This window comes from Streptococcus sp. 27098_8_75 (genome assembly GCF_041432475.1).
Classification (GTDB): domain Bacteria; phylum Bacillota; class Bacilli; order Lactobacillales; family Streptococcaceae; genus Streptococcus; species Streptococcus gordonii.
In genome coordinates, this window is the sequence record NZ_JAPVZR010000004.1 from 1 (window position 1) to 21138 (window position 21138).

A 21138-nucleotide genomic window follows, 5' to 3' on the forward strand; every position below is an offset into this window, starting at 1 on the left:
GGATAGGAAGTTAGGATTAACTTCCTTTTTGGGAGTTTAGCTTAGTTGGAATTGAGAGGCATTCGAGATTCCAATCGGCGGATAAGAGAAACGCAGTTTCTCACCGTTGGCTGAGTTAAACGACCTCTTGGGAGTTTAGCTCAGCTGGGAGAGCATCTGCCTTACAAGCAGAGGGTCAGCGGTTCGATCCCGTTAACTCCCATATTCAAGCGGGTGTAGTTTAGTGGTAAAACTACAGCCTTCCAAGCTGTTGTCGCGAGTTCGATTCTCGTCACCCGCTTTGAACGAAAGGTTCATGCCAAGTTTTTTATAACTTGGGCGCGTAGCTCAGGTGGTTAGAGCGCACGCCTGATAAGCGTGAGGTCGGTGGTTCGAGTCCACTCGTGCCCATTTGAATATTATTATGGTCCGTTGGTCAAGGGGTTAAGACACCGCCTTTTCACGGCGGTAACACGGGTTCGAATCCCGTACGGACTATATTTATTGGAGGATTACCCAAGTCCGGCTGAAGGGAACGGTCTTGAAAACCGTCAGGCGTGTAAAAGCGTGCGTGGGTTCGAATCCCACATCCTCCTTTTTGTTGAATAATACTATCGCGGGATGGAGCAGCTAGGTAGCTCGTCGGGCTCATAACCCGAAGGTCGTAGGTTCAAATCCTGCTCCCGCAATAAGGCTCGGTAGCTCAGTTGGTAGAGCAATGGATTGAAGCTCCATGTGTCGGCGGTTCGATTCCGTCTCGCGCCATTTTACTTATATTTTTGGAAGGGTAGCGAAGAGGCTAAACGCGGCGGACTGTAAATCCGCTCCTTCGGGTTCGGGGGTTCGAATCCCTCCCCTTCCATAACCTTTACGGGCATAGTTTAAAGGTAGAACTAAGGTCTCCAAAACCTTCAGTGTGGGTTCAATTCCTACTGCCCGTGTTTGATAATATGGCGGGTGTGGTGAAGTGGTTAACACACCAGATTGTGGCTCTGGCATGCGTGGGTTCGATCCCCATCACTCGCCTATTTATTGATATTGGGGTATAGCCAAGCGGTAAGGCAAGGGACTTTGACTCCCTCATGCGTTGGTTCGAATCCAGCTACCCCAGTTAAACTTGAGCCGGCGTGGCGGAATTGGCAGACGCGCTGGACTCAAAATCCAGTGTCCTCACGGACGTGCCGGTTCGACCCCGGCCGCCGGTATAGCTTAAGTTTACTGAAGAGACAAGGTTTGTGGACCTTGTCTTTTTACTTTTATTCGTTTAATTTCTAATGCTGAGTTACTAGAAATTACTAATTTTATAACAAATCATCTAATTTATCCGCTAATTTTTGTTGTTTGCTTGGATACAAATGAGAGTATGTATCTATTGTGGTAGTTATAGAAGCATGGCCTAATCTTTCTTTTACGACAAGATAATCTTCTCCTTGATTTATTAGCAGTGAAGCATGTGAATGCCTGAAGTCATGAATTCTTATTTTTTTTAAAGAACTATCTCTTTGCAATATTTTTTTATATTGTTTTTCGATTGAATCTTTAGTTATCGTAATAGGGCTATTTTGAAATATCTGTAGATCATCTAGGTTAGTTGTGAATTCTTTTAATCTTTCATGCTGTGTTTGCCTCCATTCTTCTAGTGTCTCCACTAGTTTGGTGTTCATGATGATTCTTCGGGTTCCAGCTTTTGTCTTTGTACTACTAATGTGTTCTTCACCTTTTTTAACGTATATTGATTTACTTACATGGATTGTATTTGTAGAAAACTCTATGTCCTTCCACGTTAGAGCAAGAGCTTCTCCGAGTCTTAGACCAGTAAAAAATAGAACTGTGAATAGTAATTTTATATTGTATTCATCGTTGGTAAATAGTGTTAAGAAGTGCTTAAATTCTTTTACTGTCCAGTAATTTAATTTTGCTTTTTCTATTGGTAGTTTTTTCAGTAATCCTACGGGATGTTCCTTGTAAAATCCCTTTCTTAATCCAACATCCAGAATTTTCTTTAGTAAAATAATAATTTTATTAATAGTATTTGGACTTAGCTTTTTTTCTGAGTTTTGAGCATTTTTATCTCTTAGATGTTCTCTGAATTGATAGATATCTTCATAAGTTAATTTAGCTACATCATCAACTTTTTCAAAATAGTTTTTTATATGCCTGTTATAGTTGTTTTCTTGTGTATCTATATAGCTTTGTTTTCTGTTGTTTATTTTATCCTCTTCTTTTAAGAGATCATAAAGGATATCAATTGATATTTTTGAGTTGAAACTTTTTTCTTTAAGTTCGACACTTCGTAAGTATTGTTCGGCCTCCAATGCTTCTTTTTTAGTTTTGAATCCTTTTCTTACAATTCTACGTTGTTTTAGAGATATTGGATTTATACCATTGGAAACATCGACAATCCAAGTTCCGTCTCTACTTTTACGTAAAGCCATAAGCTACGCTTCTTTCTGGAGTTCAATTCCTAATAGTTCTTCTGCGACACTGGCTGGAATTGTACCAATCCGTTTGTTATCGTAGATGTTAAAACCACGATTCACTAATAGTAATTTGCCGGTATGGATAATCTTTCTTGCAGTTCCTGGAGCAAATCCAAGTTCGATAAGGTCATCTTTTGTTACAGTTTTAATCATGTGATCTCCTTTTCTAATTAGATTAAGTAAGGGGAGGATTAACTCCCCATGTCTGATACTTATTTTTGTTTTACATCTACTAAATGGATAGCATCCGCCTTGTAGTACATTGTCGTACTAATCATAGTAGCTTGTAAATTGTCAAATGTAACTGGTACTTCATCCATTGCTTGGATATAGTCATTATCAACTAATGCTTCTGGATTATCTACAGAGACTTGGGTTGATTTCTTTTTGAATTGTCCATCCTTGATCGTTACATTGTATTTCCAACCAATGATTTTATCGGTATTAAAACGTCTTTCGCTACCATCTCGGTTTTTGATAATTTCTCCGTTTGCATCTGCTCGGACTTCCGTTTCAAATTTTGGAATGACTTCATCCAATTCAAATTTTGTTCCAATGTTATTAAAATTCCAGTCATTTTGTGAGAGCATTTTTGCCATAGTTAATTTCTCCTTTTGATATTTTCTTTGATTGTAGGGATCAAATCCTCTCTTTTAAAGAGTATTGCCCTTTCTATTAATCCACTTGCTAAATCTGGTGGATATTCCATATTGTTGAGTGCGAGATAGTTAGATTTCTCATACTCATGCAGTAAATTATTGTCGTATAGAAATTTATAAGCTTTTAGAATAGCCCCTGAACCTTTATAGGTAAACCATTCTAATTTTTGTTCTAGTTCTGTTTTTGGTTTTGAAATAATGATAGAGACAGGTTTTGAGTGACCTAAAAACTTTTCCCAAGATCTCAAAGGTTTTGAGAAATGGCTATCACTATAGAATCTCACTTTTTCTTTGAGATATCCCTTGGTAAAGTTGAGAAGATCTATTTCTGAATGCAACCATTCTTGAATGAAGTAGTGAGCTTTTTCTTTCCTAAGTTCTAACTCAGTTCTTATCCAATTTTCTATATACCGCTTGCTGATACCGAGCTTTTCAGCTCGTTCTAAGCGCTTATCGTAAATTCTAAGTCTTTCATCATCATTGGGTTTTCTTAAATATAAGGTCTGGCCGATTGTTTCATCTCCGTAGGTATTGTAGTAGGTGCTTTTTCCATATATAAAGCGTTTCTTCTGACAAACCTTTAGAAGCTGATTAGGAGTGAAATAGGGTGTCTCATTAAAATCATCTATAGCAATATCAATTCGTCTGATTGAAAAACGATTGTAATTGTAGTAGAGATTGTTTAGAAACTGTCTTTCGGACAGACTATTTGGATCTAATATCATATCTCTAAAGAACTCGAGTGCCTGTCCTGACATGACAAGCATGTAAGACGACTCTTTCGCTCCATAGTAGATACGGATATTCCCATAATGAAGCTGGCTATCATAGTTATAGTATTTAAGGCTCCCTTTATTCTCAATAAATAGGTCATAGTCAAGAAATAGAATGTCTTCGATTATTTCTCTTGGCGAAAATTCAGTCTTATCAAACTGAATTTGAATCCAGTCAAATACAGAACGTAAATGTTCATTTTTTGCCATAGATTTTGATTCAACTTTTTGCCTAATTTTGCCATCCTTAAAATCTGCGAAACCCTTGGCAATACTGAATTCTTTCGATGGTACACCTGACTTGCAGAGGGTGGTGTTACTACACACCCTATCGGTCAAAAATGGTCCGTCCGCATCTACGCTCATTTTCGGCTTTCTGCCTCATGGCTCAGCCGAAAACTCGCTATTAGCCGAACCTATTTTTTGACCTCTTGTTAACAAACCCTAGTAAGCCGGTTTGCATCGACTCTTCAATATCTTGGATTTTCTTTTTTAGGTTGGAATTCTCAATTTTTATCAGTCGCATTTCTCGCTTAAATTCCTGTTTTAAGGCGCTCAGTTCATCGTAGAGCTCATCTATTACTTGGTTTAGGGATTCATGTTCATTGTCTGCTAGACTCCCAAATACGGCTTGTATAGCCTCTTTTAGACCTATTTCAAGTTTTAGTTTAGCTAACTTTTGAAATTGTCTAAGGTCTTCGTCTGTAAAATCATAGGCAACTGTATAACTTAATTGATGAGTTCTGGGATTTCTACTGATAGGAACTTTAATTTTCTTAAATTCCTTGCCACTTATCTCTTTAATCAGTTGAATCCAATTTTTAAGAGTAGAGGTAGAGTTTAGGCCAGAAATTTGATTGACTAACTCTTTATTGGTCATCTTTTTGTGAAACCTCCGAAATTTTCTTGTGCAACTGAAGAGTTTTCTGTGGTATAATTGTTACATAATATGTTTTGATCTTGGAACGAACGGCACATTTGTTTCAAGATTTTTTATTTTGTCGAATCCTACCTCCTTTATTAAAATTTTTTAAATCGACTACTAGTTACATACGCTTTTACCTCCTTTTATGCTATAATATTCTCAATGGAATATTCAATCTCAAAATAAATATTCCTTATGGAATAATTCTATTTTATACCGTTTAGAATATTTTGTCAAGCTAAAATATACGAATAAGAATATCTATAGGAGAATTATGTATACAGAGGATTATAAATTTTCAGAGAGGTTAAAAACTCTCAGAAAATCAAAAAAGTTAACTCAAGTACAAATATCGGAATTAATTGGAGTTCAACAAGGGACATATTCTCGGTGGGAGAATGGAACGTTAGAACCAGGATTAGAATTCGTTGTGAAATTAGCAAATATCTTTGGGACTACTACAGATTATTTGCTGGGACAAAAACCTTATTCAATTATCAGTAGTTTACCTCTAGAACAATTAGATCTTACCAATATTGCAAACTTTTCAAAGGATGAGTTTGATATTTTGAAACATTCAATAGCAGTTTCGGTGGCAAGAAATAAAATAAAGGCAACAGAACTAAAAGATAGAGTTATAGAAAAAAATCAGTTGTCAGAAAAAGATGCAGAACTTTTGAATAAGATTTTTGAAGAAGTTAAAACTTATTGGGAAAATTAGGAGGACGCTAGTCTTCAAAATTCCCTCCCAAAATGTGTCCAAAATATTGACAGAATTCTAGCTTTTCATTATAGTTCTTATGGAACTTTTTTTCTACAACAAAATAGGCTCCATAATATCCATAGGGGATTTACCCACTACAAATAGTATAGAGCCGGTTTTATTAATGTCCTGCATTTCCTAATAAGTTAACCATGACAACACCAATGATAATCAAAATTAAACCGATAATGCTATAAACATTTAGTGTTTCTTTGAAAATCATTACTGCGATAGAGGCTATCAAAACTAAACCGACAGCTGACCATGTTGCATAAGCTATTCCTACAGGAATTTTTTGCATTGCTAGTGATAAGAAATAGAAACAAACGCCATAGCTAAGTAGGGCAGAAACGGTTGGAATAGGCTTTGTAAAACCGTCTGATAATTTCAAAAGGTTAGTTCCCAATATCTCTCCTACAATGGCGATAAAAAGATAAAAGTATGACATGTCTTTAACCTCCTATATGTCATGTTTTTGCTCTAAGAGCTATTATAGCTATCCGTTTTTTATAAATCTTGGCACAAGTCATGAGAATTTGTAGTAAAACTGTGGCAGACACTTTTTCAGAACCAATAGCTGATAAGTTTAGTATATCATAAGATAAATTTTAAATAAAGTCTTGATTTATTTCAATGTCTTGCGTGGTCTCGATTTTACTGGTAAAATTACTTTTAAGAACTTTAAAAAAGAGGCTTCTATATTTGACAAAACAATGACTTGTTGTCCCGAATGTGGGCATCCTTTGGAGAAAAAATTTTTAAAAGATGAGGGAGATATTCCTTATTGTTCACAATGTGCGAGTTTTCGTTTTCCAGTCTTTAATACAGCAATTAGTGCGATTTTATTTAATGAAAAACATGATAAGATTCTCTTGATTAAGCAATATGACATGGCTGAGCATATTTTGCTAGCTGGTTATGTGTCTAATGATATTCACAACCAATTTCTACAATCATTAAAGGCAATTAATTTAGCCTCTCTTATTACGGATATGGGTAATAAAATTGCACAAAACTAGTCCAAAACTCTTTTTAATAAGGAGTATACTTTCTAGCATTTTATAGTTACTAAAAAGTATCTAAACTTTGGAAGTGATACTAAGTTTTAAAAAATATTATGGAAAAAAAGCTTATAAAATCAATATTTCTGAGATTTAAAACTAATAATATTAGACTCAAAATCCAGTGTCCTCACGGACGTGCCGGTTCGACCCCGGCCGCCGGTATAGCTTAAGTTTACTGAAGAGACAAGGTTTGTTGACCTTGTCTTTTTTTATTTTGATCTTTTTAACTTTGCATTCTTTTAAATAACTTATACTTTAAAACTTATTTATTTAATCTGTAAATTTTTTATTATTTGGATATATGTGCGAGGGGAAATTTGTAGTTCCATTTATAGAGGCGTGATTTTTTCAAGTTGATTATTTGTTGCTTGATTTAATATTAGTGAATTGTTTGAATCCCTGAGATCATAATTTCTTTTTTAAGAATCATTAGACGATGTTAGTATTTGAAAGATAAGAATGAGTTACTAGAAAGATCCTAGATGCTGAAAAAAGCCTTTTTTTGTGAATAACCAAAAGTTCTAGAAGTGTATTAAATCAACATGCTGCTACTTAGCAAGAATAGAGCTTGAAATCTATTGTCTTCATGGATGTGCCTTCGTTTGTCAGTATAGCTTAAGTTTATTCGAGTTTCTAGCTCTTTTTTACTGTGTTTACTTTGTTGGCTTTGAAGTAAATGATTCGGTTTGTAATAATTTTTTTGATTCTAGTTTGAACTTTTTATTTGCTTCTTTTTTTAATTGTGTTATAATTAACCAGTGAAACATTAACTGGTTAAGTAAAGAGAGGGAGGGAAATCATGTCACAGTTAGCTCATAAGATTGATTCTTTTTTAAATGAGATTATTTTGAAGGCTGAGAATCAGCATGAGATTCTAGTTGGTTCATGTACGAGTAATGTTGCTTTAACGAATACACAAGAACATATTTTGATGTTGTTAGCTGAAGAGATGTTGACCAACTCTGATTTAGCTAAAAAATTAAATGTAAGTCAGGCCGCTGTAACGAAGGCTGTTAAGTCTTTAATCAATCAAGGGATGTTGGAGACTTTCAAAGATAAGAAGGATGCTAGAGTAACTTTTTATCGCTTAACTGAATTAGCACAGCCAATTGCTTATGAACATGAGCATCATCACGCTCATACCTTGGAAACTTATCAAAGTTTACTGGATAGATTTTCTCAAGATGAACAGCAAGCAATTGAAAAATTTTTGGAGGCCTTAGTGGGAGAAATTGGGAAATGAGATATATAACAGTGGAAAATTTATCTTTCTACTATGATAAAGAACCTGTTCTAGAGCATATTCATTATTTTTTGGATAGTGGAGAGTTTGTTACGCTGACGGGGGAGAATGGTGCTGCTAAGACGACACTTATCAAGGCTAGTTTGGGAATTTTACGACCTAAGAATGGAGAGGTTAAGATTTCTAAGACAAATACTCAAGGAAAGAAATTACGTATTGCTTATCTACCTCAGCAGATAGCTAGTTTTAATGCTGGTTTTCCTAGTACGGTATATGAATTTGTCAAGTCAGGTCGTTATCCGCGTAAAGGTTGGTTTCGTCGTTTGAATGAGCATGATGAAGAACATATCAAGGCAAGTCTTGAATCTGTAGGGATGTGGGAACATAGGGACAAGCGGCTTGGCTCTCTTTCTGGCGGGCAAAAGCAGAGGGCTGTGATTGCTCGGATGTTTGCTTCAGACCCAGATATATTTGTCCTAGATGAGCCAACAACAGGGATGGATGCAGGCAGTAAAGATGATTTTTACAAGCTCATGCACCATAGTGCTCATAAGCATGGGAAAGCTGTCTTGATGATTACGCACGATCCGGAGGAAGTCCGTAAGTATGCTGACCGTAATATTCATTTGGTTCGGAATCAGGACTCACCTTGGCGCTGTTTCAATGTGCATGAAAGCGATAATGGACAGGAGGTGAGTCATGCTTAATCTATTTTCTTATGATTTTATGCAACGAGCCTTTTTGGCAGTTATTGCCATGAGCCTCTTCTCACCAATTCTGGGGACCTTCCTGATTTTACGTCGGCAGAGTCTTATGAGTGATACGCTTAGTCACGTTTCACTGGCAGGTGTTGCTTTTGGCTTGGTTCTGGGCTTGTCACCGACTCTCACAACGGTGATTGTGGTCATGATAGCAGCAGTCTTTTTAGAGTACTTGCGGACTATTTATAAGAATTTTATGGAAATCGGTACGGCTATTCTCATGTCTACTGGCTTAGCTATTTCTCTGATTGTTATGAGTAAGGGGAAGAGTTCTAGCTCGATGAGTTTGGATCAGTATCTATTTGGCTCCATTGTGACGATTAGTACGGAGCAGGTGATTTCTCTTTTTGTTATTGCCACTGTGGTACTTGTCTTAACCTTCCTCTTCATTCGGCCTATGTACATCTTGACCTTTGATGAGGATACGGCATTTGTGGATGGGCTGCCGGTGCGGACTATGTCTATTCTCTTTAATATTGTGACGGGAGTTGCAATAGCCCTCATGATTCCGGCTGCGGGAGCTTTGCTGGTTTCGACCATTATGGTCTTGCCGGCCAGTATTGCTCTGCGGATTGGGAAAAACTTTAAATCGGTTATTTTGCTAGCAAATATCATCGGTTTCTTTGGTATGATTGCTGGTCTGTATATTTCTTACTATGCAGAGATGCCAGCAAGCGCTAGTATAACAATTATTTTCGTCAGTTTGTTTTTACTGGTCAATTTGATCAAAAAATTTGTGAAATAGGAGTGAAAAATGAAGAAAATTAGCTTACTATTAGCAGGTCTACTGAGTATTTTCTTAGTCGCTTGTTCTAATCAGAAAAAAGCAGATGGCAAGCTAAATATTGTCACGACTTTTTATCCCGTTTATGAGTTTACCAAGCAGGTGGCTGGAGATGAAGCCAACGTTAATCTTTTAATTGGTGCTGGAACAGAGCCACATGATTATGAACCTTCTGCAAAGGCAGTTGCGACGATTCAGGACGCGGATGCTTTTGTTTATGAAAATGAAAATATGGAGACTTGGGTTCCAGATTTGCTAAAAACATTGAAGAATAAGAAGGAAACTGTAATCAAGGCGACTGGAAAGATGCTCTTACTTCCTGGAGGAGAAGAGGAAGACGACCATGATCATGGTGAAGAGGGACACCATCATGAGTACGATCCTCATGTTTGGCTGTCTCCAAAGCGGGCCATTCAAATGGTGGAGCACATCCGAGATAGCTTGAGCAAAGCTTATCCTGACAAGAAAGCTGCTTTTGAGAAAAATGCTGCAGCTTATATCAAGAAGCTAGAAGCCTTGGATAAGGAATATGAAGCTGGTTTGGCTAATGCCAAGCAAAAGAGCTTTGTTACTCAACACGCTGCCTTTAACTATCTAGCATTGGACTATGGTTTGAAGCAGGTTCCAATTTCTGGACTTTCACCAGACAGTGAACCATCGGCTTCACGCTTGGCTGAATTGACCGAGTACATCAAGAAGAATAAAATCAAGTATATCTACTTTGAAGAAAATGCTTCTCAGGCCTTAGCTTCCACTTTGGCTAAGGAAACAGGAGTAGAATTAGATGTCTTGAATCCACTGGAAAGCTTGACCGAAGAGCAGACAAAGGATGGGGCAGACTATATTTCGATCATGCAGGCTAATCTAAAGGCACTTAAGAAAACGACTGATCAAGAGGGAGCAGAGATTGCAGCTGAGAAAGAAGAAGATACTAAGACTGTTCAAAATGGCTACTTTGAAGACAGTGCCGTCAAGGATCGGTCCTTGTCTGACTATGCGGGCGAATGGCAGTCTGTATATCCTTATCTGAAGGACGGTACCTTGGACCAAGTCTTTGACTATAAAGCGAAGTTGACTGGAAAAATGACAGCTACTGAATACAAGGACTACTATGATAAAGGCTACAAGACAGATGTTTCCAATATCAATATCACAGATAAAACTATGGAATTTGTGGTAGATGGAAAATCCAAGAAATATACTTATAAATACGTTGGTAAGCACACTCTGACATACTCTAAGGGAAATCGTGGAGTTCGATTTATGTTTGAAGCGACAGATAAAGATGCTGGCCAGTACAAGTATGTTCAGTTTAGCGATCATAATATTGCACCGACCAAGGCGGCTCATTTCCATATCTTCTATGGTGGTGAAAGCCAGGAGGCCCTCTTTGATGAGCTGGAAAACTGGCCAACCTACTATCCAAGTAAGTTGACAGGTCAAGAAATTGCCCAAGAGATGTTGGCACACTAATATAGAAAAAGTTGAGAAGACGGGATTATCCCGCCTTCTTTTTTGTATCTCGGAAGGTATCGATAAAAATACTTGACAAATCTCGATTACAAATGTAAACTAATAAAGTATTGAATTACAAATGTAAATAATAAGGAAGTGTTAAACAATGGAACAGCAAAATATTAGCCAAGCAGAATGGCAAGTTATGCGCGTGTTATGGGCATATCCGCATAGCCGTAGCACAGAGATTATAGCGCGTTTGGAGGCAGACTTCTCATGGAAGCCGGCAACCATCAAGACCCTTTTGAATCGCCTCAAGACAAAAGAATTTATTGCCATGGAAAAGATAGAGGGTAAGTTCTACTATGATGCTCGTATTTTAGAATCAGATCATCTGGAAAGTACTTTGCAGGCTCTCTTTGATAATATCTGTAACACCAAGCATGGAGAACTTTTGATTTCGATGATTGAGAGAAGTCAGTTCAGCCAAGGAGATTTGCAGTTGCTTAGTCAGGCCATTGATAAGAAAAGGGCTTCAGCCCCACTAGAAATTGAATGCCATTGTCCGCAAGGTCAGTGTCGCTGTGGTCGTAGATAAGGAGATTATGATGGAGAAAAAAGAATACAAGCTATCAGGAATGACCTGTGCAGCTTGTGCTATGACAGTTGAGATGGCGGTCAAGGATTTAGAAACGGTCGAGGATGTTAATGTCAATCTAGCCACAGAACGTCTCAGTTTAGTTCCTAAGGCGGGATTTGATAGTCAGCAAGTTCTAGATGCGGTAGCTGAGGCCGGTTATCAGGCTGAAGAAAAAGGCATAGCCAAACCGTCTGATGTAAACGAAGAGGCTGTAGCCAGAGCGCAAGCATTACGAAGAAAGAAACAAGAGCTACTGATTCTTTTGCTTACGGCTCTGCCTTTGCTTTATATCTCTATGGGAAGTATGGTTGGCCTTCCCATGCCTAGCTTCTTTGATCATATGGCGCATCCCTTGGTCTTCGTTCTGTCACAACTGCTTTTAACGTTGCCAGCTGTGTGGATCGGTCGTGGCTTTTATCAGAGAGGATTTCGCAATCTTATCAAGCGCCATCCTAATATGGATAGTTTGATTGCGGTGGGGACCAGCGCAGCGTTTCTTTACAGTCTCTACTCGGTCAGTCAGGTTTTTCTAGGTCATCATCCCTTTGTCCATCAGCTTTACTTTGAGTCTGTTGCAGTGATTATTACCTTGGTTCTTCTGGGCAAATATCTGGAAAGTTCAGCTAAGGGGAGAACGTCTCAGGCAATTCAGTCTCTGCTTGAGTTGGTGCCTAGTCAGGCGACAGTGATTCGCTATGGTGAGGCTGTGACCATTGATACAGAGGATATCCGAGTTGGAGACATTATCCGTATCAAACCAGGAGAGCGTATGCCAGTAGATGGCCTTGTGACGGAGGGGCAGACCTTTGTGGATGAGTCCATGATGACTGGTGAAAGTGTCCCAATTGAGAAAAAGGTTGGCGATACCATTACCAGTGCAACGATCAATCAGAATGGAAGTATTGACTACCAAGCAACTAGGGTGGGTTCGGATACGACCTTAGCTCAGATTGTCAGATTGGTGGAGGAAGCGCAGGGGTCTAAGGCACCGATAGCGGCTTTAGCCGATAAGATTTCGCTCTATTTTGTTCCAATCGTGCTGAGCTTAGCTACTTTGTCTGCGCTTGGCTGGTATTTTCTAGCTGGTGAGAGTCTTAGCTTTTCTCTGTCAATCTTTATCGCAGTCTTGGTCATTGCCTGCCCTTGTGCGCTAGGATTAGCCACTCCGACAGCTATAATGGTTGGGACTGGTAAAGGGGCTGAAAATGGAATTCTGATTAAGTCTGGACAAGCTTTGGAAGCAGCATATCAACTGGATACTATTATTCTTGATAAGACTGGGACGATTACGGTTGGTAAGCCTAGTCTGACAGATCTACTACCCTTGGGCGATTTGAATCGGTCTGACTTGTTGCAGCTAATAGCTAGTGCTGAGCAGCATTCTGAGCATCCTTTGGCTCAGGCTATCTTGGAATCGGCTGAAGAGGAAGAGCTTAACTTACTGCCAGTCAGCCATTTTGAGGCCATAGTTGGACGAGGCTTGGCAGCTCAGGTCGAGGGCAGACGGCTTCTGGTGGGAAATGAGTCTTTGATGAAAGAAAAGAACATTGACTGCGGTGCTTTTCAAGAACAGTTGTTAGAGCTTTCCCAAGAAGGAAAGACAGCTATGTTTGTCGCAATAGATGGACAGCTGGCTGGTATTCTAGCGGTAGCAGATGAGATGAAGTCCAGCAGCCTGTCGGCGGTGAGTGAACTCCAGTCTATGGGGCTGGAAGTTATCATGCTGACAGGGGATCGTGAGGAAACAGCGAAAGCTATTGCCCAGAAAGCTGGCATCCAAAAAGTTATCGCAGGTGTATTGCCAGATGGTAAGGCCACTGCTATTAAGAGCTTGCAGGAAGCTGGGAAAAAACTGGCTATGGTCGGAGACGGTATCAATGACGCACCTGCTCTGGTTCAGGCAGATGTTGGGATTGCTATCGGATCAGGCGCTGATGTAGCTATCGAATCAGCAGATGTAGTGCTCATGCATAGTGACTTGCAGGATGTGGTCAAGGCTATCAAGCTTAGCCAGGCGACCATTCGCAATATCAAGGAAAATCTTTTCTGGGCCTTTGCTTATAATACATTAGGCATCCCGATAGCAATGGGTCTATTACATCTTTTTGGTGGTCCCTTACTCAATCCTATGTTGGCTGGTCTAGCCATGAGCTTGAGCTCAGTATCGGTTGTCGTCAATGCTCTGCGTCTAGGACGCTTTAAAATGAACTAAGTATACGGAGGAATAAATCTATGAAACAAACAGTCCAATTAGAAAACTTATCTTGTCAAAACTGTGTCAAACACGTCACCCAGCATTTCCTATCTATGGAGGGAGTGTCAGATGTGGCTGTGGACATAGAAAAACAGACAGCTCAAGTGACAACGGATAAACTTTATAGTGTATCTGACTATGAAGCGGCTTTAGCTAAAACGATTTATAAGGTCTTATCAGTTGATTAATGCTTAATTTAAGATAAGATCTCACTTTCTTTTGAACCTGCTTGGTCTCTCATTGTAATATTTTGTAAAACATCTTGACTTAATATTACAATTCTATTACAATGAAATAAAGAACCGGTTAAGGGGAGGAAATTATATGAGTAAGAAGCTACTTATTGGCTTAATCACAGCATTGTTTATCGTTATAGCAGTCGTGTTTATTTATTTTAAATTTTTTACCATTTCTGAAAATAAACCTTCCTCAACAACTTCACAGTCCAGAATTAGCACAAGTCAGTCTAGCCAAAGCTCAACCAAGAAGGAATCAAGTGAGGATTCTAGTAGCGTAACAACTAATTCGACCTCAGAGAAACCTTCAAATGAGACTGGAAAACCGAGTGACCAAGCAGAAGGTAAGGAGCAAATAAAGGCTCGTTCAACTGTATTTGATTTTAATGCGATGACTCATGGGAATTTTACAAGCGTAAAAGGGACATGGAAGAATGCTGAAGGTCAGACAATTACCTTTGATGAGAAGGGCATAGTGGCTGATGAAACTAGCATTTCTTCTTTCAACTATGATGCTGCAGGCAATTTGATCGTAAATGTTCAAACGGGATTAACAGGTTATTCAATCTGGTTTGTGATGAAGGGAAATGCCATTGTACCAGAAGGAGATACTTCTGATACAAATCGTGATAGAATTTTTGCAGGTCAAGGAATGCCAGAAGATATCGCAAGTGCAGCTTACTACCGAGTTGATCAGTAAGACGGTTGCTAAATTAATAGAAAAAAGATACAATAAGTCCTATACTAGAAAATAGAAAAGGGCTTATTTTTTAAGCCTGACAAATGAGGAAAAATATGAAAAAAAGAATATTGTTAACAACTATTTTAATAGCTTTAGGAGGAGGACTAGTCTTGTCAGGATGTTCTGGAAAAGGAGAAACAAAAGAGAGTTCAGCTTCTTCAAGTCAAATAGCATCTTCGAAGAGTTCAGTAACTTCGACCAGCTCTGAATCCAGTAAGACTTCAGAAAGTTCTACAAGCCCTAGTCAGGAAACGGAGAAAAAAATGAACATTAGTGAATTGGCTGATGGAAATTTTGCAAGTATCCAAGGGACTTGGCAAAATGATAAAGGGGAACAACTTGTATTTGATGAAAATGGTCTAGTTTCAGCTGAATATGAATTTGGCGGTGCTTCCTTAACCGACTACGGAACAGCAGCTGGCGGTGTATATGGTGGCCAAACAGGAGGTTTCTTGCTAGAATTTATTCCAAGTGGTGTCAAGCTTGCTGATACAGAAAACTTTAAAGATAGCTCTGATACTAGTCGTGACCGCCTTTGGACTGGGGTTGGTATCCAGTCCTTTGGTGAACAAGGTAGTTTTTACTATCGTATTAAATAAACGAAGATATTAAAAAGACAAGCTTTTAAAGCTTGTCTTTTTTGCTTTTTCCAATCAGAATGGTAGCAGAAATGGTAATTTCTGTGAGATCAGACCAATCAATTTCTTCCTGCTTAATATGAAAGAGGAGGGGGGTCATGCCAATGAGAGCTTCCTTTTGGATTTCATTGATTGGATAGGTGACAGTAACCTCTTTTTGTTCAAGAATTTCAAATGAAGTCTTAAAATGGTCTAGTATATCCTGGTTAGAATAATCTTGCTTTTGCAGTTGCCCAGCAACTTTTTTGCGGATTTCCTGAACATGCTGACTGGTAGGAATGACCTTGAGCAGGAGTCCTTGTTTAGTCAATACACGTTGGAATTCCTGGTAGTTTGCAGGAGAAAAAATATCTAAAATAAGATCAATACTATGATGTTTGATAGGAAGTTTGGCCAAATCTCCCACAAACCAATTGATAGAAAGGCTAGTATCAGTCTTGCTAGCTAGCTGGATGGAGTCTTTGGAAATATCAAAAGCATAGAAATCTTTGTCTGGGAAAACTTTTTGCAATTCCATACTATAGTATCCTTGGCCACAACCAACATCTAAAATAGTTTGAGTATCAGGTGATTGTTGCAAAAAAACTTCAATTTCCTGTAAAATATGTTGGTAAAAGCCAGCCTCTAAGATGATTTGGCGCTGAATAAAGTTGTCTTTATCATAGTCTTTTGATTGTCTTATCTGGGGTGCTAAGTTTACGTAACCGTATTTTGCAATGTCAAAAGAATGGCGGTTGCTACACTTGAGACTAGTCTCGACCAATCTCAGATTTTCTTGGCAGATGGGGCAGGCAAAGGCACTAGCAGAAGTAAAGCGCTGGAGTTTAGGTTTGAGGTTTGTATTCATACTAGTAGTGTAACAAAAGAGCATCTATATAGCAAACAATCTGACGATTTTGGATTTCTTTAATTGCGCTAGTTTATCAAATTTATTTATTTCCATCGACTTGATTGGTTAGTAAAGTTTTCAATTCAGGACAATATTTACTTGCCTCAAATTCAATGATATCATATTGGGCAATCTTATTTTTGTAGAATGGGTCTTGCCTAATGATTTCTTGAACAACTTCTTTATTCTTACCTTGCATAAGGATAATTCCTCCAGTTCTTGGATTTTTTCTACCAGATGCAATAAACAAACCTTCCGCATAATAATGGTTCAGAAAATTTATGTGTTCTTGTAAATATTTTTCAACTGCCTCAAGTGGCTCAATATAGGTAAGATTTATAATAAACATAAATAACTCCTTTAAAATAAATGATAAAAAGATTATAATGCTTTATAAATAAGTTGTAAAGTAGGCACATTTTTGTAAGGAGAAAAAATGTTAACAAATAAAAATTGGAACTGTAGTATGTCTCGGGTTTTAGATGTTGTTGGTGGAAAATGGAGGCTGAATATATTATGGGTTATAAACAAGAATAAGAAAGTCCGCTTCAATCAATTGAGAAGAGAAGTTGAAGGGATTACAACTATCAGTCTAACACGTGGACTAGATGTTTTGATAGAGAACCAATTGGTTGAGAAATTTGATTTTGAGACTATGCCACTCCATACAGAATATCAGCTAACAGAAAAAGGTAAATCACTGATGCCGATTTTAAAGGACTTAAATCAATGGGGAAAAGAATGGCTGTAATAACTTTTTAGCTGGGGAGTGACCTTACATAATTCTAGGGAAAAGTATATAAGAAAACCACGAAGTTCATACGAAACTTCGTGGTTTTACTTTCTTAATAAGTCAAGACAAAGTATTTTTTCTTACCACGGCGGATGACGGTCAATTCATTTTCTAATTTGTCTGCATCGCTCAAAGTATAGTCAAGGTCTTGGATGCGGTCTCCATTGACGTAGATAGCTCCGTTTTGGACATCTTCACGCGCCTGACGTTTGGAATTAACAACTCCAGCAGTAACAAGTAAATCAACAATGTTGAGGTTGTCTTCTGCTTGGACTTGATAATTTGGAACACCACGGAGTCCTTGTTTCAGCTCTTTAACAGAAAGGTTCTTAATATTTCCTGCAAATAGCTGTTCTGTAATATTTAAGGCTTCTTGGTAAGCTTTTTCGCCATGAACTAGAGTGACCACTTCACGTGCTAAGATTTTCTGAGCCAAACGTTCATGTGGTGCTGCCTCAAACTGCTTGCGGATCTCCTCAATCTCATCTAAGCTTAGGAAGGTGAAAATTTTAAGGAAACGAACGGCATCATCGTCCATGACATTCATCCAGAATTGGTACATTTCATATGGGCTTGTCTTGTCAGCGTTCAGCCAAACAGCATTTCCTTCTGATTTACCAAATTTCTTACCGCTAGCATCGGTGATAAGAGGAACAGTAATGACGTGTCCAGTCTTGTCAGCTTTACGACGCAAGAGTTCTGTTCCAGCAGTCATATTTCCCCATTGATCAGAACCACCAATTTGCAGAGTAACATTGTGTTTTTGATTTAAGATGAAAAAGTCGTATCCTTGCATGATTTGGTAGGCAAATTCAGTATATGAAATCCCTGTTTCAATCCGTTTTTTAACAGATTCTTTACTCATCATGTAGTTGACTGTGAAGTATTTTCCAACGTCACGTAGGAAATCGATAAAACTGATATCTGAAAACCAGTCGTAGTTATTAACCATTTCAGCTTTGTTCTGGCCGTTTTCAAAGTCAAGCAAGCCTGCAAGCTGCCCTTGGATGCTTTTAACCCAGCCTTCTACGGTTTCTTTGGTTTGTAAACTACGTTCAGCATCCTTAAAAGATGGGTCGCCAATAAGACCAGTTGCTCCTCCAACTAAGGCGTAAGGTTTGTGTCCAGCCAACTGTAGGCGACGGCTTGTTAAGATGGCTACAAGGTGACCAAGGTGCAGGCTGTCTGCTGTTGGGTCATATCCAGTATAATAAGAGACTTGACCTTCTTCTAGTTCTTGGCGCAGGGCTTCTTCATCAGTAGTTTGAAAAATCAACCCACGTTCTTTGAGCTCATCAAAAATGTGCATGTCTGTCTCTCCTTTTCAAAGTTTTAAATTCATTCTCCCATTGTATCACAAACCAGGAAAAGAGTGTAATAAAATTGCAAAAAAACTAGTAAAAAATCTTCCCAAGCTCTTGTAAATCGCGCTGTTCTTGTCATATGGACGAAGATTTTGATATAATAGGCAATACGAGGATATAATATGTTGGAACAAAAAGTAAAAAAGTTTCTTGAAATTTTAAAACCATTTATTAAAAAAATTCAGATCCTATGGAAAAAAGTGGCTGAAAAATCTCGCCTTTTCTTTGGGAAAATTTGGAAGTGGCTGGGGTCTAAGCTACAAACTGATGGAGAGCCTTGGTCTCCTATGGATATTGGGGCTACTGTCTTGCGAACAATCAAGCTTCTTTCGAATACCCTGTTCGTCCTTTTGTTTCTGGGATTTTTATTTGGTGCAGGGATTGCGACTGGCTATGCCTTAAATTTATTTAATAATGTAGCAGTACCCGAAAAAGATACTTTGATCCAGAAAGTTCAAGATATATCAGCTATTTCAGAATTAACGTATGCTGATGGTAGCCTGATTTCGACAATAGATAGTGACCTGATAAGGGTTACGGTGGGTAGCTCGGCGATTTCTGAAAATGTTAAGAAGGCTGTAATTGCAACAGAAGATGAGAACTTTATGAGCCATAAGGGAGTCGTTCCTAAGGCTGTTTTACGGGCCACTCTGGGGTCAGTAGTTGGAATTGGTTCTGCTAGTGGTGGTTCCACTATTACGCAGCAGGTTATCAAACAGCAAGTTGTTGGAGATGCTCCTACCTTTAATCGTAAAGCAACAGAAATCATTGACTCCTTAGCATTAGAGCGCTATATGAGTAAGGATGAAATTCTGACAACCTATCTCAATGTATCACCTTTTGGTAGAAATAATAAAGGCCAAAATATAGCTGGTGTTGAAGAGGCTGCTAAGGGAATTTTTGGTGTTAGCGCAAGTAAATTAACAGTGCCTCAAGCAGCTTTTATTGCGGGATTGCCTCAAAGTCCAATTGTATACTCTCCCTACACGGCAAAGGGGACTTTGAAAGATTCAAAGGACATGGCCTATGGTTTGGAGAGGGCTAAGGACGTTCTTTATAATATGTACCGGACAGGTGCTTTAAGCCAAGATGAGTACAATCTTTATAAAGATTATGATTTGACCAAAGATTTTTTACCTGCTGGAAATGTTGAAACGGCATCACGTGGCTATCTATATTATCAAGCCAAGTCTGAAGCTGAGGATGCCATGTATCAGTATCTCATCAAGAGAGATAATGTTTCCCAACAAGATCTGAAAAATACAGCCACTGTTAAGGCCTATAAGGAATTAGCAGCAAAAGAACTAAGTGAAGGTGGCTATACCGTTAAAACCACAATTAATAAGGCGGTTCATAACGCCATGCAAAATGCTGTTGCTGCATATGGTGGAATCTTAGATGATGGAACTGGACAGGTTCAAGTTGGGAATGTTCTTTTAAATAACCAGACTGGTGCTGTCCTAGGGTTTATCGGTGGAAGGAATTATGCCGAGAATCAAAATAATCACGCTTTTGATACGGAGCGTTCACCTGGTTCGACCATCAAGCCGATTTTAGCCTACGGGATTGCAATTGACCAAGGTCTGATGGGAAGTGCAAGTGTCCTATCAAATTATCCGACAACCTTCTCAAGTGGAGATCCTATCATGCATGCGGACAGTCGAGGGACGGGGATGATGGATTTGCAAGAAGCCCTGAATACTTCTTGGAATATTCCTGCCTATTGGACCTATAAGCTCCTGCGTGAAAAAGGAGTTAATGTCAAAGGTTACATGGATAAAATGGGTTATTCAATTCCTGACTATACAATTGAAAGTCTACCATTGGGAGGAGGGATTGAAGTCTCTGTTGCCCAGCATACCAATGGTTTCCAGGCGCTAGCTAATAATGGGACTTATCAGAAGCGCTATATGATTGAAAAGATCAGTGATAGATCAGGTAAAGTTATTTATGAACATAAGGCTAGCCCTGTCCAGGTCTATACACCAGCGACAGCGACTATTATGCAAAGCTTGATGCGAGGAGTCTTGGAATCTGGGTCTACAACGACTTTTAAATCACGACTAGCGCAAGTAAATGGTGGTTTGTTGAGTGCTGACTGGATTGGGAAAACAGGAACTACCAATGTCAATGGTGATATGTGGCTGATGCTTTCAACGCCAAAGGTAACTTTGGGAGGTTGGATAGGACACGATGACAATACTTCGATGGGGGCTCTAACTGGCTATAATAATAACGCAAGCTACATGGCCAATCTTGTAAATGCCATCTATCAAGCAGATCCAAACGTCTTTGGTATTAGCGATCGTTTTAACCTAGATTCTAGTGTTATCAGTTCAGAAGTTTTAAAAGCTACTGGAACAAAACCTGGTCGTACGACCGTTAATGGCCGTGATATTTCATTGGGCGGTCAAACAGTTACTAGCTACTGGGCTAAGAATGGAGCACCAGCTTTATCTTATCGTTTTGCTATCGGTGGCACAGATAGCGATTTACAGCAGGCTTGGGCGGCACTTGCTGGAAACCAAACTTCTGACCGTCGGGGCAAAGAAGAGAAAGAAAAAGAGAGCGAGACAAGAAACGAAAAAGAAACGAGCAGTTCGAGTAAAAAACAAGAAGATTCCTCTACAGATAAAAATTCTAGTCAAAGCCAGACAAATTAAAATAAAAAGGCTTTCATAATGCCGATAATCTTG

22 protein-coding genes and 12 tRNA genes are annotated in these 21138 nt (G+C 38.8%); 25 read left to right on the plus strand and 9 right to left on the minus strand.

Annotated features, from left to right (window positions below; all coding sequences use genetic code 11):
* The first annotated feature begins 129 nt into the window (after positions 1 to 129).
* The 12 genes from O3640_RS06970 (at position 130) to O3640_RS07025 (ending at position 1184) form a co-directional block, all read left to right on the plus strand.
* Positions 130 to 202: transfer RNA gene (locus O3640_RS06970), tRNA-Val, on the plus strand.
* Between the two features lie 7 nt (positions 203 to 209).
* Positions 210 to 280: transfer RNA gene (locus O3640_RS06975), tRNA-Gly, on the plus strand.
* A gap of 36 nt (positions 281 to 316) precedes the next feature.
* A tRNA-Ile gene (locus tag O3640_RS06980) sits at positions 317 to 390 on the plus strand.
* Between the two features lie 15 nt (positions 391 to 405).
* Positions 406 to 477 (plus strand) — tRNA-Glu (locus tag O3640_RS06985).
* 8 nt (positions 478 to 485) lie between these two features.
* A tRNA-Ser gene (locus O3640_RS06990) sits at positions 486 to 575 on the plus strand.
* Between the two features lie 19 nt (positions 576 to 594).
* A tRNA-Met gene (locus O3640_RS06995) sits at positions 595 to 668 on the plus strand.
* Positions 669 to 671: 3 nt separating this feature from the next.
* Positions 672 to 744 (plus strand) — tRNA-Phe (locus O3640_RS07000).
* Between the two features lie 16 nt (positions 745 to 760).
* Positions 761 to 841 (plus strand) — tRNA-Tyr (locus tag O3640_RS07005).
* Between the two features lie 8 nt (positions 842 to 849).
* Positions 850 to 920: transfer RNA gene (locus O3640_RS07010), tRNA-Trp, on the plus strand.
* Between the two features lie 12 nt (positions 921 to 932).
* Positions 933 to 1005 (plus strand) — tRNA-His (locus tag O3640_RS07015).
* A 13-nt stretch (positions 1006 to 1018) separates the two neighbouring features.
* Positions 1019 to 1090, plus strand: a tRNA-Gln gene (locus O3640_RS07020).
* A 10-nt stretch (positions 1091 to 1100) separates the two neighbouring features.
* Positions 1101 to 1184 (plus strand) — tRNA-Leu (locus O3640_RS07025).
* A gap of 96 nt (positions 1185 to 1280) precedes the next feature.
* On the opposite strand, the gene O3640_RS07030 is transcribed toward O3640_RS07025, so the two are convergent.
* From O3640_RS07030 to O3640_RS07050, 5 genes are read right to left on the minus strand one after another with little or no spacing between them, the layout of a single operon-like run.
* Positions 1281 to 2414: a site-specific integrase gene (locus O3640_RS07030; RefSeq protein WP_061599442.1), complete on the minus strand. Its 1134-nt coding sequence runs from the start codon at positions 2412 to 2414 to the stop codon at positions 1281 to 1283.
* 3 nt (positions 2415 to 2417) lie between these two features.
* Entirely contained in the window at positions 2418 to 2612 is a 195-nt protein-coding gene (locus O3640_RS07035; RefSeq protein ID WP_000598356.1) for a DUF3173 domain-containing protein, read from the minus strand.
* Between the two features lie 59 nt (positions 2613 to 2671).
* The gene (locus O3640_RS07040) at positions 2672 to 3058 is read right to left on the minus strand and encodes a hypothetical protein (RefSeq protein ID WP_061599443.1); all 387 of its coding nucleotides are present in this window, start codon (positions 3056 to 3058) and stop codon (positions 2672 to 2674) included.
* Positions 3059 to 3060: 2 nt separating this feature from the next.
* Positions 3061 to 4257 (minus strand): replication initiation factor domain-containing protein, encoded by a 1197-nt coding sequence (locus O3640_RS07045; protein ID WP_111724188.1) that lies wholly within the window; start codon positions 4255 to 4257, stop codon positions 3061 to 3063.
* A gap of 40 nt (positions 4258 to 4297) precedes the next feature.
* The gene (locus O3640_RS07050) at positions 4298 to 4771 is read right to left on the minus strand and encodes a hypothetical protein (RefSeq protein ID WP_000182279.1); all 474 of its coding nucleotides are present in this window, start codon (positions 4769 to 4771) and stop codon (positions 4298 to 4300) included.
* A 319-nt stretch (positions 4772 to 5090) separates the two neighbouring features.
* On the opposite strand from O3640_RS07050, the gene O3640_RS07055 reads away from it, so the two are divergent.
* On the plus strand, positions 5091 to 5537 hold the full coding sequence (locus O3640_RS07055) for a helix-turn-helix transcriptional regulator (RefSeq protein WP_000287814.1): 447 nt from the start codon (positions 5091 to 5093) through the stop codon (positions 5535 to 5537).
* A 163-nt stretch (positions 5538 to 5700) separates the two neighbouring features.
* On the opposite strand, the gene O3640_RS07060 is transcribed toward O3640_RS07055, so the two are convergent.
* Entirely contained in the window at positions 5701 to 6027 is a 327-nt protein-coding gene (locus O3640_RS07060; protein ID WP_049518302.1) for a multidrug efflux SMR transporter, read from the minus strand.
* Positions 6028 to 6199: 172 nt separating this feature from the next.
* Between O3640_RS07060 and O3640_RS07065 the strand changes: the two genes are divergently transcribed.
* From O3640_RS07065 to O3640_RS07110, 10 genes are all read left to right on the plus strand, one after another.
* On the plus strand, positions 6200 to 6598 hold the full coding sequence (locus tag O3640_RS07065; RefSeq protein ID WP_049496811.1) for a hypothetical protein: 399 nt from the start codon (positions 6200 to 6202) through the stop codon (positions 6596 to 6598).
* Positions 6599 to 7442: 844 nt separating this feature from the next.
* A complete protein-coding gene (locus O3640_RS07070) occupies positions 7443 to 7886 on the plus strand; it encodes a zinc-dependent MarR family transcriptional regulator (RefSeq protein ID WP_060553784.1) in 444 nt (147 codons plus the stop codon).
* Positions 7883 to 8593, plus strand: coding sequence for a metal ABC transporter ATP-binding protein (locus O3640_RS07075; protein ID WP_371586805.1), 711 nt, complete (start codon positions 7883 to 7885; stop codon positions 8591 to 8593). Before O3640_RS07070 ends, O3640_RS07075 begins: the two co-directional genes overlap by 4 nt.
* Positions 8586 to 9392: a metal ABC transporter permease gene (locus O3640_RS07080; RefSeq protein WP_371586806.1), complete on the plus strand. Its 807-nt coding sequence runs from the start codon at positions 8586 to 8588 to the stop codon at positions 9390 to 9392. Before O3640_RS07075 ends, O3640_RS07080 begins: the two co-directional genes overlap by 8 nt.
* Before the next feature lie 9 nt (positions 9393 to 9401).
* A complete protein-coding gene (locus O3640_RS07085; protein WP_371586807.1) occupies positions 9402 to 10904 on the plus strand; it encodes a zinc ABC transporter substrate-binding protein AdcA in 1503 nt (500 codons plus the stop codon).
* A gap of 148 nt (positions 10905 to 11052) precedes the next feature.
* On the plus strand, positions 11053 to 11484 hold the full coding sequence (locus tag O3640_RS07090; protein ID WP_008810077.1) for a CopY/TcrY family copper transport repressor: 432 nt from the start codon (positions 11053 to 11055) through the stop codon (positions 11482 to 11484).
* 7 nt (positions 11485 to 11491) lie between these two features.
* Positions 11492 to 13738, plus strand: coding sequence for a heavy metal translocating P-type ATPase (locus O3640_RS07095; protein WP_371586809.1), 2247 nt, complete (start codon positions 11492 to 11494; stop codon positions 13736 to 13738).
* 20 nt (positions 13739 to 13758) lie between these two features.
* Positions 13759 to 13968: a heavy-metal-associated domain-containing protein gene (locus tag O3640_RS07100; protein WP_008810075.1), complete on the plus strand. Its 210-nt coding sequence runs from the start codon at positions 13759 to 13761 to the stop codon at positions 13966 to 13968.
* A 136-nt stretch (positions 13969 to 14104) separates the two neighbouring features.
* Positions 14105 to 14716, plus strand: coding sequence for a DUF6287 domain-containing protein (locus O3640_RS07105; protein ID WP_008810074.1), 612 nt, complete (start codon positions 14105 to 14107; stop codon positions 14714 to 14716).
* A 95-nt stretch (positions 14717 to 14811) separates the two neighbouring features.
* Positions 14812 to 15357, plus strand: coding sequence for a DUF6287 domain-containing protein (locus tag O3640_RS07110; protein WP_371586810.1), 546 nt, complete (start codon positions 14812 to 14814; stop codon positions 15355 to 15357).
* Between the two features lie 25 nt (positions 15358 to 15382).
* Here the strand turns inward: O3640_RS07110 and O3640_RS07115 are convergent, their stop codons facing one another.
* Positions 15383 to 16243, minus strand: a complete 861-nt coding sequence (locus O3640_RS07115) for a putative RNA methyltransferase (protein ID WP_008810072.1) — start codon at positions 16241 to 16243, stop codon at positions 15383 to 15385.
* Between the two features lie 82 nt (positions 16244 to 16325).
* On the minus strand, positions 16326 to 16634 hold the full coding sequence (locus O3640_RS07120) for a YciI family protein (protein WP_008810071.1): 309 nt from the start codon (positions 16632 to 16634) through the stop codon (positions 16326 to 16328).
* 87 nt (positions 16635 to 16721) lie between these two features.
* On the opposite strand from O3640_RS07120, the gene O3640_RS07125 reads away from it, so the two are divergent.
* Entirely contained in the window at positions 16722 to 17036 is a 315-nt protein-coding gene (locus tag O3640_RS07125; RefSeq protein ID WP_020992694.1) for a helix-turn-helix domain-containing protein, read from the plus strand.
* 94 nt (positions 17037 to 17130) lie between these two features.
* Here the strand turns inward: O3640_RS07125 and tyrS are convergent, their stop codons facing one another.
* A complete protein-coding gene (gene tyrS, locus O3640_RS07130) occupies positions 17131 to 18387 on the minus strand; it encodes a tyrosine--tRNA ligase (RefSeq protein WP_008810069.1) in 1257 nt (418 codons plus the stop codon).
* Positions 18388 to 18564: 177 nt separating this feature from the next.
* On the opposite strand from tyrS, the gene pbp1b reads away from it, so the two are divergent.
* Positions 18565 to 21105, plus strand: coding sequence for a penicillin-binding protein PBP1B (pbp1b, locus tag O3640_RS07135; protein ID WP_020992695.1), 2541 nt, complete (start codon positions 18565 to 18567; stop codon positions 21103 to 21105).
* The last annotated feature ends 33 nt before the right edge of the window (positions 21106 to 21138 follow it).